Below are 13,811 nucleotides of genomic sequence, written 5' to 3' on the forward strand. Positions count from 1 at the left end.
GTCTCTACTCCTTTTCCCACATATCGAAAATGCTTGTTTCTCCTTTCTTATCTTCCTCCATTTCGCCTTTAACCTCTGGTGATTCGATGATTGGTGTGTCTTCTGGAAGCTCTATTTCTTTTGTTTCTTGCTGTTTTACTTCTTCTTTTTCTTCTTTCACTTTTACCGCTGTGTTAACTTGTTTTCGGAATGGAATAATTTGTGCTTGATGTGTGGGTTCGACTGACTCTGTTTCTAAAACAGGTTCTTTCACTTCTTCATGAGAAGATAGTTTCTCTTCTAATTCATCTAGCCCCGATGTCACAACAGGTTCTTCTTTAGTTAAATCGACTTTTTCAGCTTGTAGATACTTGCCTTTTCCATATAGAAACTCATCAATTTCCTTGTCGATTTCTGATCCTGCTTTCCCATTTTGTTGCTCTAAAGACTGTATCTTTGCTCTGGTCCATTCATTTGATGCATGGATTTCTTTTTCGTTTTTATAATTTGCTGCTTTCCCATTTGGTAGGTATCGGTCTAATGGTGGAACACGTATGGTACACCACACATTTTTTGCCTCACCTCTGATATAATCTTGTGTTTGAATCGCTACAACTAAGTTAGGAAGGTTTTGCAAATACTCTGTACGGAATTGCTTTTGCATGATGCCCTCTAACGTTTTCGCGGAATTATGGCCTTGCCTACATACAAAGTAATTTCCGCCCGCTTCTGTTAACATGTCTGTTAGCTCTCTGTCTAATTGTCCCGAAACTTGCTGGGTAATCACCCATAATCCAAATCCATGCTTTCGATCCTTCGCAATGATTTTCGGAAGAACGGGTACTGGCACGTCATGCGCTTCATCGATCACACCTAAATGTAGTTTAGAACCATGCGGCCGCTGTTGGGCGATACGGTGATATTGATTACAAATGTAACCGACTGTTAGTAATGTATCTTCTTTTCCCATGCCCGCTAAATCATAAAAGATCAGGTGGCCTTCATCCATCCACTTCCGAATTTCTAAGGAAAAGCCTGTTTGCCCGTACATACGCTTTAAATACAGCGTATTACGGAAGATATCTAATCGGTTTAAAATTGCTTGTGTGCTGTCTTCTAATGCGCTTCCTACTTCATATTTCCAAAAGTGAGAGTAATATTTTTGTTCTGGCCCTTGTAAATTGGCGATTACATTTGCTCGAAACAGTTCATCACTAATAAAGAGTGGGATACTTAAAATCGTATGAATTTGACTCTTATCACAAAGCAACGTACCAATAATGGCCCTTAGTAATCGTTCTGTTTGTTGTGCTTGCCCTTGAATCATTAACTTAATCATTTCCATAATGGATTCAACCACTGTTTGGATATCTTCATTTGGAAAACGATGAAACAAGTTCAAAGCTGGTGGATGATCTGTGTTTCGAAAACGGATAAAGTGAACCTTACTCCAATCCACTTCTTTCCCATCCTTTTCCGCTTTCAAGAGTCGATTCATTGCTACATATGCCAAATCTTCGGTTGGATCAAATAGAGACAATCCACCCGCTTCAGTCGGATTTTCTAGCCATTTATCAATGACACTTTGCATCAACCTCATGGCAATGGTGCTTTTACCAGACCCAACTTTCCCCGTAATGTAACCATGATTCTTGAAAAAGTCTTCTCGAATTTTTACTAATCGATCCTTGATGTAGGGATGCATCACATGACCAATTGAAATGCCTTCGGCTAATAAATCATTTGGTATCATGTTTTCCCCTTTATCTAGATACAAAATGTTGCGCTCTGTCTTGCTATTTTTATCCCCTGTTACGTTGGGAAGATGGAACAAATTTAATAGCTCTGATCCCGTCCATATCATTTTTCCATATACGGGATGTGGTACAGCTGGCATACTGCGTCTAAGCCTTCTGTATCTAAGCTCATTCACATCAGCCATAATACTTGCTACCATATGCCCTAAATTCTTAATAACAGGTACACCAGGATAATAGTCACTTGCGAATGAAACAGATACTTGAAATGCCACTTCATTTTTGGCAAATCGCTTATTTAATGCGCGAATTTCTTCTTTTTCAAAGGCATCTAGCCCATGCTTTTTCTTCTTTCGAATGGCCTTTTCTGCTTTTCGAATCCCTTTTGTCAGCTGATACCCGTTATCTGGTGAGAAAGTAATGTCTATCCATGTTTTTTCCTCCATTGCACTTCCTAACATCGGTAATACATCACGTGTATAGCGTGCGAGTGATAACGTGGCATCTAGCCGCTTTCTCTTTAATACCATCCGTCCTCCTACCGCTTTCCTTGTTGGAAATGGCATTTCTTCCTTTGGGACGGTATAAATTTCACTGTGGGTATAGGCGCTTTGTATGGCTTGCACAACCTGTTTGATTTTATCTTCTGGACCACCTACATAAAAGCGAACACGCTCATTTTCTCCCTCTGGACGATACATCGTCATGCGGTACCAATCGCGCCCTTTTAACAGGCGTTCTAAAGGCTTTCGCCCTGAACCATGTACATGCCGAATCATTTGCCCTAGCTTATCTGGTGTAACTTCATCATCTATGTGAGGGATGAATAATACATATCGATACCGCTTCTTTTCTAGGTATAAATAGATGCCATGTAAGACAATTCGTATGACAATTCCTAACAGGATCAATAAGGCAATCCCACGAAACACACCGACTACAGTTGGCACCAGCTTCATCAATTCTGTGAGGATTTTTTCTTTAGAAAACCAGACAAATGCGACAGCTCCTATACCTAAAAGCATTTTCCAGTTCTTTTCTATGAAGTTTTCAATTTCTTTGTCGAGCTTGCTGTGCGCCACTTCTTCACTTCCTTTCTATCCTTGAAATGGCCTTATGCAAGGGCGAATCGTTTTTCACGATGCTTTTCTGTTCGTTCTTCTGCGGCTAGTTGAATCAAAATTTGAGGTTGCATGATCCCGTTTTGAGGTTGATTAATTTGATCTAAGAGTGTTTTATAATTGAAGAGTTCTTGCTTTACTTGTTCGATATCTAATTCACCATCTACCATTACTTGTTCTTTCCAGAACGTTTCCCAGCAATCATGACGGTTCGTATGCATCTGCTTTTCCACCTTTCCATTCAAAGTAATATTGTTGTGAAACTACTGAGCTATCAATTAAATCGATTTTACCTTCATCACTTCAGTAATTCCGATGTTTTCATAAACAGCCCATGTATGGATTTCGTTTTTTCTTCAGCAATCGGATAAAGTGTATTTAGAATATCTCTACAGATTCCTTCGATACCTTCTAATTCTTTTTGACTTTCTAATCTATCACTTTTCCCGTTCATAAATTTTGTGGCAATTAAATCAATTCTCCTTTCTAATTGTTCTAATACCTTATCTGCAACGCTCTTTTCGTTTTGCATCATCATATTTACCCCTCTCATTTTTAGATTGTTTTTGTGAAGAATGCTCTTAGAAAAAGCACTCTTCACTCCTTTAAGGTTGTTTATTTATAAAATTTATGAGCTTTAGAATAGGGGTCTAGCGTGACTAAGAGAGAAGAGAAAATCATGCTCTTCCCCATTCTTCCCGTCCATTCTTCTGTACGCTTATTTGTTGAAGGTGTATGTGTTGTATGTGGAACTCGACCAATATAAAACCCACGTTTACTTCGCATATGCTTAATTGGTTTCATAAGAAAACCTCCTATATTGTTTTATCTTTCTATATTGCTAAATAGAAATATTGTATAGTTTTAAGCGATGAGTGGGTCCAATTCTAAATACACATCAAATCTGTGCAATAACTCTTCTGGTATCGCTTGAAAACTTACAAAAACTCTTACATTCAGTTCTTCTAGTTCTTCTAAAAGATCAATGAATCCGCCTGGATTATTGGAATACAACCTTAATCCTTCATCTATAATAACGACATCCGATTGTTTGCATGTTTCTATTTCTGTTTGGCTTAGAAAAGAATCTTTTGATGTAAAGGTGATAATGTGAGTACCCATTTTTTCGTATTCTTTATATTCTCCATCCCCATCTAAGACAGTCGCTTGTTGATGATCTGCTATGACAAGGTTAAGGAGTTGCTTCATCAAACCTGTTTTTCCTTTTCCTGTTCCACCTCGTACCAGGATATTTCTATTTTCTTCTTCAAATACAAATTGAGGATTCATTTTATTCCCTTCATTCTCTATGACAATGGAATTTGACTTACTCATGTCATACCATTTTGGTTTTATAAATGCTGGGATTTGTGCACTTCTTCCAATAAATGTTCCACACATAGCAATCTCACCTTTCCATTCGTATCAGTTTTTATGGAGCTACTAAATCTAATTCCTCTAAATCTGTAGAAAGAATCTTAATTTCTTGTTGGTGCTCTTGAAACAGAACATGTTGGATATTTTTTCGCAACTGAAACCCATCTTCAGGTAATGCTAGCAAATACGACTTTTGGTATTTGGTCCCATCCATCTGATAATGTACATCTAATATGCACATTGAATCCCGCCCTCCCTTATCAGTTGAGAGTGTTTTACACTTCTTGATTCTTACGTTTTCTAATTACGTAAACAGCTAGGATGCTACCAAGAACGACAAATGTAACACCAATCCATTTCCAATATGGATTTTCAGCTTTGCCGCCTGTTGTTGGTAAATGGCTTTCTACTTTCTTAGGTTGCTCTTTCATCAGTTGTGGTTGTTTTACAATGTTTTGTGGTTTCTCTGGTGTTGGTACAGGTTTTTCAATGACCTGTGGTGTTTGTGGCTTCTCTGGTTGTGGTTTTGGGTGTTCTGGCTGTGGTTGTTCCGGTTCCTCTGGTTGTGGAGTTTCTGGTGTTGGTGGAACTTCTTTTTTCTGATCTGCTACAACATATTTGATAATCTCACCATCTGTTTTAATTTCAAAAGAGAATGATTCTTCATTGATTAAAAATCCCTCTGGTGCGAATGTCTCTTTATAAGTGTATTTACCAGCTGGTAATTTCTCAAACTTTGCAATGCCTTGTTCGTTTGTTTTTCCTTTTACAACTTCCTGGCCTTGCTCGTTATAAATTGTAAACTCTGCACCTGGTAACTTATTGTTTCCATCAGCTACGTCTACTTTTGTAATTTCTAAGCTACCCTCAATCTTTTTGTTTTTTACGGTGTGTTTAATAATTTCACCATCTGTTTTAATTTCAAAGGAGAATGTTTCTTCATGCGACACATAACCTTGTGGTGCAAGTGTTTCTTTGTATGTGTACTTTCCTGCTGGGAGTTTATCGAACTTCGCAATGCCTTGTTCGTTCGTTTTTCCTTTCACGACTTCCTGGCCTTGCTCGTTATAAATCGTAAACTCTGCACCTGGTAACTTGTTGTTTCCATCGGCTACGTCTACTTTTGTAATTTCAATTGATCCTCTAATCTTCGTATTCTTTGCAACTAGCTCAATTGTTTTCCCATTTTCAGTGATGCTAAACGGAATCGGCTCTTTTACCAGCACATAGCCCGCTGGTGATGTCTTTTCAATGAATTGGTACTTTCCGAATGGGATGTTATCAATTTTGATTAACCCGTTTTTGTCTGTCTTATGCTCACTGATCTTCTTACCTTTTTCATCAGCTAGGATAAAAACAGCACCTTCTAATTTCGTTTTTCCATCTTCATCTACTTTTAAGAGCTGTACATTTCCTTTTACTTGATCGTTTTTCACTTCATACGTAAGTGTTTGATTATGTTCTTTTACTTCAAATGGATACTTTGTTTGATTTAATAAGTAACCTTCTAATCCTTTCGTTTCCTGGAAGTAATACTTTCCAAACGGAAGAGAATGTACTTTCGCAATCCCTTCTTGATTTGTTGTTACTTTTGTGACTGCTTTTCCTTCTGGCGTAAATACACTAAACTCAACGCCTGGGAGAATCTTGCCTGTATCACTTACCTTTTTGATCTCAATATTGCCTTTAATTTGTACATTTTTCATTTCAATAACAGCAACTTCACCTGTTTTTACTTCAAAAGGCTTTGGTGTAGCATCTAACACATATCCAACAGGTGCTTTCACTTCTTTTACAGTGTATGTGCCAAGTTCTAAGTTACCCATTTCAGCGATACCGTTTTCGTCAGCTGTAATCGTTCCCATAACTTGTTGATTGCTGTTTGCGATTTCAAATACTGCGCCTGATAGCGGCTTTTTGTTTTCGTCCACTTTCATGACTTTTAAGGCGCCATTTGCTTTCCAGATTACTTGCAAGTCTGTGCTTACTTGTTCTGTGCTACGCTCTAACAATACAGTTGCGTCCTGAATCGTACTTGTTCCTTTATATACGATTGCATGAACATTCGTTAGATTTGAAACGACTTTTAGAGATAGTTCACTACTCTTAGAGGATTTTGGTACTTGAATACGGAACTTTTCTCCTAGTTGGAATGTTTCTTTCACTTCACCTTGTTCTGTGACAATACGTGTGCCTTGTGGCGCATTGTTCATTTGTACTTGAAATGTACCTTTTTTCGCATTTGTTTGAACGTTATATGTTGTTGTTTCAAAATATTCACCGTTTAATTGTGCTTCTTGTTTATCTGTTGGAATAACATTCATCCAGACATCTTGTGTATCCTGGCTTTGATTTGCCGCATGAATGATGTTCTTTGCCGCTTTTTGAACAGCTGCATTTTTGAACTGTAATTCATCAACAGAAATCTGGCCAAGTGCATTCCAAAGAGCTAATTGGGTTGCGTAATGGGCTTCTTTCCAATTGGAAACTCCTAAATTTTCTGGTGTTTTCTGTGGGTACCCATTCATTAAGACACGATAGGATACATCATCTGTTTTGCCCGCTTCGGGTAAATCCTCTCCATTTGGGGATTTTAAACCGTATACCAGACAATACGCAATTTGACCACTAGCGTTCTTTAGAAGCTCTGTACGAACATCTTTCCCATACTGCGGACTATAGGCCCAATCCATCTGATACCTTTCTCGATTGATAACCTCCGCACTGGCTTGATTCAGTGGAATCAAGAAGCTCATAATGAATAAAAGTACACTCGTAAAGAGTAGTAGCGTTTGATACGATCGTTTCAAAACCATTTTTTACAGCTCCTTTAGGATTATTCAGTTTTCAAAGGACAGAATATTTAGAATTTTATCTTTCTAAATATAGAACAATATACTTTAGTCATAATTATTTCGTCTTTTAGCCGAATTTCATTTACAATACACTTAGATAGATGTAATCAATAACATGAGGTTTATTCATTCTGTGATGGGTATTGCACGATAATATGTTGGTCTGAAAAGTTTCTCGATCGGAACTTCAAGGAAATCAGCTATTTTTTTAGCTTTATTGTCTTTCAGACTCCTTCTTCCAATTTCAACATCATATAATGTGCCGATCGGAATTTTAGCGCCTTTGGAAACTTCCTTAATACTTAAACCTTTGGATTCCCTGTATTCTCGTACAACGGTTTTGTTTTCATGTGACGCTAGCATTTTTTCACCCTCCCTTCCCTTAATTACATTGTATTCGGCTTTAAGCCGAAAGTCAACACTTAAAGTTCATATTTTTATCACTTTAAGTGATAATTTTTTCTTGTTATGTTAAACGTCTAAAAATGGAGTGATATAAAATGGAAATTACAGAGAATGTTTTAGGGAAAAACATAAAGAAATTAATAGCAATAAAAGGTGTAGATCGCAAACAAATGGCGAAAGATTTAGGAACAACTTACAGAACCGTTTCTAGTTGGATAACTGGTGAAAAGAAGCCTCGCCTTAATAAATTAGAAGAAATCGCAAGCTATCTAGGAGTAAACACTGCATCACTGTTACAAAGTGAAATTCCAGATGCCGAAATATTAAAAACAGTAAAAGGTGAAGATCCTGTTGAGCGTTTAGCACGACTTCTTCACGAAAAATACATGAGTGTGCCAGATGAATATAAGCCCCAGATCGAGAGAGAATTATTGAAATACGCGACTAAATTAAAAATGGAAGTTGAACAAAAAGAATAAGAGAGCCTCAATAATGAGACTCTCTTATTCTTCATTTTCATAGCTTGCGCATAATTCTATAATTTCACTAAAAGTTTGTAAGTCTATTTCTTTTACAATTTCAATCAACTCATTTACACCTAATCCTTTTGTCCCCATAACTAACCCTCCGCTTTTAGTATTATATTGTGAAAAAACATACAATAGTTTCACAAAATCCTATCCAGGAATTTGTAAAACTGTTTATAAAATCACAAAAGACACCGCTTAAACGATGTCTTTTGAAAAATATAAATTAAATTTTAAATTAAGAATCAGCCTCCACCACCTGGATCGACCATCATTCTATAAAATTGTTTTTGATTTTCTAAGTTTTCAACTTTAGCGTAATATTGTTTCGCATCCACTTTACTTGGTGAACTATTTGCTATGGGTAATAACAGCAAAGTAACTACCATCAATGCATATAACTTTTTCACTTGGTTCTCTCCTCCCCTTAATCTTATATTATACTTTCTGCATATTCATTGTATATTCCTTCTGCAAATTTTACATATAAAAAATCGTTATTCGCTTTGAACATATCAATAGACTTTTTTATTAACTGTACATCTTTTTTAGCCATACCCATATAACATGTTTGAAGTGGTGTTAGTTCACCATTTTTCAGCCTTATTTGCTCCAATATGTATATTGCTTGTTGGAATTTCCCTAATTTAATCAAGTATAATGCATATTCTGCAAGATGAAGTTTTTCAAAATCAATTTTGTCTAAATCTTTCCACCAAACTATCCTAATGAAATTAATATCATTTAATGCAATGTTGTATTTCAAACTACTTTTCGCACCATTTAATACATACAATGCTTCTTGGAAGAAATATAAAGCTTTTTTGTAATCGGAAAACATAACATTTTCCCCACTTCTAATATTCAACAAAGCCTCCATAACAGGGAAAAAGTTCAAATCCTTAGATGTTCTTAGTTGTCTATTTTCTCTTTCAAACTCTAAATTTTTATCTTTCCTTAATACTGCATAACTCCAAAGTTCTTTTACCCAAAATCCATATAATTGTTTCAAGTAAACATTAGTCACAAACCTAATATTATCCTCAATCCTAATTTTATAACCTTCCATTAATCCAAAATCGCCCAAATCACATAAAATCAACATACTAAGTATGTCACAAAAAATTTCTATATCGTAATTCTTCTTATTATTTTTAGCTCGTGCCTTTTCAATATTTAAATACACTTCTCTAACATTCTTTCCATTTAAACGCTCAATATATAAATTAAAAACATTTGCTAATCGTTTCATTTCCAGATCATTGTTTTCTTTACACATCTCATAAATCTGTTCCATTAGTGTAGAATGATCGTTTAAATGAGCCAGTGCAAACGCTACTTTTACATTAATATTTAACCTATCATCTAAAGTCTTTAAATACTCTATAATTTTCTGTTCTTGTTTATCTTTATCGTTTGTAAAAACCACATTTGTAATTTTAGAAAAAGTATATACAGATAACTCTTTATCTTTATTAATCCAGTTTGAAACTGTAGATTTGGCAACTCCAATTTCTTTTGCTAAATCTGTATATGTCTTATTTTTAGACGATAAATAATTGTCGATTTCCTTAGATAACTTCTTCATATATTGTCACCTCTTCTTGTTTTAAGAATATTCAGAAACGTACATGTAAGTAAGAAAATTATACCATATTGAGCGAACCTCTGTTTTTCTCAACTTATTTCAGAATATTCAAAAAATTTTAGACGTAGACATGTTTAGACATTTAAATTCATATTTTATAGTCAAATATGAACTTATAGTGTTGATATTATTCAAATAGAATTGTAAAATAAAAATAACTTACTCGTATCATTAATTTTCCAGAAAGTACGCTGGATATAAATAAAAAAAATAAAACCCCACCGCATCGTTTTTAATTGGTTCCCGGTCGCCAAACTAGAATCCAATTAAAAACTCCAAGAGATAGGGGCTTTAATTCACACTATAGGTATATGTGTTTTTCTTTAGTATCAAACTTGATACTAAAATTATACCATAACGTATATCTATTGTGAATATAAAACCTCTGTTTTTCCTGTTTATTTGTGGTGGAAAAATAGGAGGTTTTTTTATGCTACTAAATAACTTTTTACTAAGTACAGCAAAACGAGAATTAAGCCCACACCTGGTTCATGTTCCTCAAGGTGCTATCAATAAAACAGTACAAAAAGTAATTAAGGCTATCGATACAATTCTTTTAGAGACAGAAGGTAAAACCACTAAAGATTTCTTCATACAAACGCCACGCCGCTATAAGGCATTAGAAGTTGTTTTATCTTACCTAGTACAAGAAGGGTACTCTCAAATGAGACAAAATCAAATCAGTGAAAAATCGGGTATTTCTGTGCCGATCATCAACTTTATTCTGAATTGGTTAGAGGACCTTGAAGTATGTCATCAAATCAAAACAAGACGTCATGGTAAGATTGCACCATCTATTTACATATTAAGCCTCAATACCAATTATTTAAAAATCATTGAATATTTTAAGCAAAAATGGGCGTTTTCAATTGATATTTTTTCTACATTTACAAAGTTTCTATCTAAAAAACTAAGTAAAAAACAGGAGAAATCTACAGAACAAGCCGAAAAACCAACTGTGCCTACATGCCAGGGAATAGATATATTAGATTCTGTTGCTCCTTTAAATGAAGAAGTAGAAGAAAAACAGCCAATGAATGCCCCTGATTTGGTTGAAAAGTTAGAACTACGATTCCGCGAAATGGATGAGTTTATGAGTGAAGATCAAAAGAAACTCTATATGTATATCATAAGTAAAGATACAAATATTACTGAAAAAGATGCTTATACAATCGCATTGCGTATGCCGCCAGACGTAGATTGGGAAGCAAGAAAGACTTTTGAGGATTGTGTACAGTTTTTTGAGATAAACAAATCACAAGAAAGTACGCCTGCACATTTCGTAACAATCTATACAAAACAGTTAACTGCAAATAGGAAGCGTAGACAGCAACAATCGAGAGAAAACATAAGAAATATAGGATTGAGAAAATCAAATAAGAGTACAATCCCATTCGATTTATTCAAAAAGATGCTTGATCCAAACGCTTAAATCGTATTTTTCACAAAAAAATAGTTATTTTATAGCCTTGTTCAAAAAATTCATCCCTAACAAGGCTTTTTGTCATGCCATTCTTTATTTTAATAGATTAAACATATTATCAATCTATTATATTTTTATAAATCATGGATGTTCTTCACAACAAATCCACTATGAATTTAAACTCGAATTAAACCTGCTTTTAAATCAGTAATTAAATAAGAAGAATTTTCTAATCCCTTGTGAGAGTAAGGCTTATTGAGCAAAAATAAATCCTAATGTATTTAATTGTTTTAATTTTTTTTAAAACAAGATTTATTATAAAAAGTATCCCATATTGGGAACTATATTTTTCTAGATTTTTAAACATAAACCCCAGATCAAACTAAATATCAAAATAGAACTCTTCTTATCACTTAATATGCAAATCTACGGAACACCGAATATCTGTAGATAGTATAAATACTAATATTCGTGATTTTTACCTTAAATATATAGTACAGCACTTTAAAAACAAACGATCATTTCTGTTCATTATGAGCATTTCAGTAAAAAGAATAACCTCAGAATTAATTCAGAATAATATGAGATAAATCTACAGAATTAGTTGCGACAACATACTTAGGTTATTCTGAACTTATTCTTATCTTAAACTCATTGATAGAACTAGGTTCCGCGGGATATTTAGAAACTTAGATTTATCTTGAAGCTCTCCTGGTAAGGGTATCTTGATTCAGCTATGAATCAGATTCCGTTGCCAGGCAGATTTTCAAAAAACTACGTAGACGGGGCGGCGGCCATTCCCATTCCTCACATATCGTCCTCCTTCAACATCGGCCCATCATTCGCCTTCCACTCATTCCTACACATCTATATATCCACCTATATCACAACTCTACGCCCTGTCTAGCCACGCCCATATGTCTCCGCATATCCCCGCAATGTCCTGGCTCTGGAATCCCACAAGCCCCAAAGAAAACATCTCGAGCTAGAATCCCCTATTGCTTGTTTGTATGGTTCTCGTATATAATTGCGGTACACAATTTTTAGGACGAAGGAGTATATAGACATGACTTGGGAACTTTCCGTTGATGTTTTCCTTGCTGATCTGTTAAAACATGGCCGTAAATCTTCCACCGTTAAACAATACCGCTACGATCTCACCCTTTTTACATCATGGATTCAGATACACGTCAAATTACCTCCAGAATCATTTTTTTATTCATTTGATGCAAATGTATTGGAAAGATACTTAAAAGCTCTTAAAAAGGAACGTGGAGCGTCAACTTCTAACATCAAGCGTGTACGAGGTATTCTGATTAACTTTTTACAATTTCATGGCGCGGCCCAGGATTTAAAAAGTGATGTCTCCCCTCCTGGACTAACTTCTAAACACTTTGCATCGGATCAAGAAATAAAAAAGCTATTCCGCGTCATGCGTAGTTATAACGGATTAACCGACTACCAGGCGTCAGGAAGAAAGTTTATTCTAGAACGTAACCTTTTATTGATCCATTTGATGTTAGATTACGGACTATCCATCCAGGACATACTCACGCTTTCTATGCATGATGTACACTTTGGGACAAATACGATTACCCCAGGAGGGTTACACGCCCACAAACGATCTATTACCCTTTCAAAAGAGCATGTAAAACTTGCCTTATCTTATTACAACAAGATTCCTAACCTTGTAAGACCGCGCCCACAAACGGGCGACCCCTTTTTTGTGGCTTTTGATTTCGGCCCGCAAACGTTCCGCTGGGACTATGAAAACGATCAACCTGCTGCTTTAACTCGAATCGCTGTACAACGCATGTTACAGAAAGAAGCGAAACGCGCTGAAATCCATATAACGCCTACTATGCTAAGGAACCGTTTTATATTAAATGCACTACAGAATGGCATGAAACCCATTGAAATTAAAGCATTTTTGGGATTAAAAAGCGTTGAGGCCCTGCATAGATACGTTCAATTCTGGAATAAACAGCAATAAAAAGAGTTTATATCAGCATAAAAAGCCCTGGTGTAAAAAAAACTAGGGCTTTTTATGCTATTTGATAGACTAAAAACTTTTTCCACCATCTACCATTTTATGACAAAAAATAGCGACTATTCTTTTGAAAATAAGGTTAATTTCGTTGAAAACTTTTTTGAAAAGCACTTTATTGACATGAGTTTTAGAATGTTGTTTCATAAGCATTGTATTGAAAAAAAGCGGCTATCATGTCGAAAAGTAAAAGTTAAAAAAAGAAAGAATTTATACATATATCTTGTGTCGTATTTTGAAACGTAATACAATATATGGAGAAACTACTTACTAGAATCAATACAACATGCAACAAATTCTATTAATCTGATTTAATATGGCGGTCATTCAAATTGATTGTTAACATCAGACATAATAGAACGACAAAAAAGTTTACCATGGGCTAGATGGTAAACTTCATAAGATCGGTGGTGAGATAAACATGAAAACACATGAAAAGATTCAAGTTTTATTTGCTGTTTTGTCATTCGTATTTAATGTGACCTTTACTGTGATATTCAATGTTTTTAAACTTTTCCTCTAGACTCACCTGTTTTTATTAAGCCTCTTTCGTGTTGGTAGCACTTAAGAGGTTTTTTCTTTGTTAAGTAAAAGATATTTCGTCAATATTAAATGTCCAATAAGGATAATTAACACTAACTGTTCAAACTATCGGTCTAAGATAAAACTTGT

At 35.2% G+C, this 13,811-nt stretch carries 13 protein-coding genes; 3 read left to right on the plus strand and 10 right to left on the minus strand.

The annotated features are described in order from the left end of the window. Positions 1–4 precede the first annotated feature (4 nt). The 8 genes from MR143_RS29325 to MR143_RS29360 all read right to left on the minus strand — a co-directional run bounded on the left by MR143_RS29325 (position 5) and on the right by MR143_RS29360 (position 7,452). Complete coding sequence (locus tag MR143_RS29325; RefSeq protein WP_242281201.1) at positions 5–2,818, minus strand: type IV secretory system conjugative DNA transfer family protein; 2,814 nt, start codon at positions 2,816–2,818, stop codon at positions 5–7. Positions 2,819–2,850: 32 nt separating this feature from the next. Next, entirely contained in the window at positions 2,851–3,078 is a 228-nt protein-coding gene (locus MR143_RS29330) for a hypothetical protein (RefSeq protein ID WP_061529214.1), read from the minus strand. Positions 3,079–3,155: 77 nt separating this feature from the next. Then, positions 3,156–3,392: a hypothetical protein gene (locus MR143_RS29335; RefSeq protein WP_242281202.1), complete on the minus strand. Its 237-nt coding sequence runs from the start codon at positions 3,390–3,392 to the stop codon at positions 3,156–3,158. An 80-nt stretch (positions 3,393–3,472) separates the two neighbouring features. After that, positions 3,473–3,661, minus strand: coding sequence for a hypothetical protein (locus MR143_RS29340; RefSeq protein ID WP_242281203.1), 189 nt, complete (start codon positions 3,659–3,661; stop codon positions 3,473–3,475). 60 nt (positions 3,662–3,721) lie between these two features. Next, positions 3,722–4,258 (minus strand): type IV secretion system DNA-binding domain-containing protein, encoded by a 537-nt coding sequence (locus MR143_RS29345; RefSeq protein WP_242281204.1) that lies wholly within the window; start codon positions 4,256–4,258, stop codon positions 3,722–3,724. Between the two features lie 31 nt (positions 4,259–4,289). Next, positions 4,290–4,475 (minus strand): hypothetical protein, encoded by a 186-nt coding sequence (locus MR143_RS29350; protein ID WP_242281205.1) that lies wholly within the window; start codon positions 4,473–4,475, stop codon positions 4,290–4,292. Positions 4,476–4,509: 34 nt separating this feature from the next. Further along, positions 4,510–7,050, minus strand: a complete 2,541-nt coding sequence (locus MR143_RS29355; protein ID WP_242281206.1) for a SpaA isopeptide-forming pilin-related protein — start codon at positions 7,048–7,050, stop codon at positions 4,510–4,512. Between the two features lie 165 nt (positions 7,051–7,215). Next, positions 7,216–7,452 carry a helix-turn-helix domain-containing protein gene (locus tag MR143_RS29360; protein ID WP_000881199.1) on the minus strand — a complete coding sequence of 79 codons (237 nt, stop codon included), beginning with the start codon at positions 7,450–7,452 and terminating at the stop codon, positions 7,216–7,218. Positions 7,453–7,589: 137 nt separating this feature from the next. Between MR143_RS29360 and MR143_RS29365 the strand changes: the two genes are divergently transcribed. Further along, positions 7,590–7,973 carry a helix-turn-helix domain-containing protein gene (locus tag MR143_RS29365; RefSeq protein WP_023523901.1) on the plus strand — a complete coding sequence of 128 codons (384 nt, stop codon included), beginning with the start codon at positions 7,590–7,592 and terminating at the stop codon, positions 7,971–7,973. Between the two features lie 293 nt (positions 7,974–8,266). Here MR143_RS29365 and MR143_RS29370 read toward each other — a convergent pair whose 3' ends face one another. After that, positions 8,267–8,431, minus strand: coding sequence for a hypothetical protein (locus tag MR143_RS29370; protein ID WP_000737805.1), 165 nt, complete (start codon positions 8,429–8,431; stop codon positions 8,267–8,269). Between the two features lie 23 nt (positions 8,432–8,454). Then, a complete protein-coding gene (locus MR143_RS29375; protein ID WP_097842850.1) occupies positions 8,455–9,609 on the minus strand; it encodes an AimR family lysis-lysogeny pheromone receptor in 1,155 nt (384 codons plus the stop codon). Positions 9,610–10,099: 490 nt separating this feature from the next. Between MR143_RS29375 and MR143_RS29380 the strand changes: the two genes are divergently transcribed. Next, positions 10,100–11,101, plus strand: coding sequence for a Replicase RepFR55 (locus tag MR143_RS29380; protein WP_242281207.1), 1,002 nt, complete (start codon positions 10,100–10,102; stop codon positions 11,099–11,101). A 1,057-nt stretch (positions 11,102–12,158) separates the two neighbouring features. Next, positions 12,159–13,085, plus strand: coding sequence for a tyrosine-type recombinase/integrase (locus tag MR143_RS29385; protein ID WP_242281208.1), 927 nt, complete (start codon positions 12,159–12,161; stop codon positions 13,083–13,085). Positions 13,086–13,811: the final 726 nt, after the last annotated feature.

It is taken from the genome of Bacillus cereus group sp. BfR-BA-01347 (assembly GCF_022663835.1).
Taxonomy (GTDB): domain Bacteria; phylum Bacillota; class Bacilli; order Bacillales; family Bacillaceae_G; genus Bacillus_A; species Bacillus_A thuringiensis_K.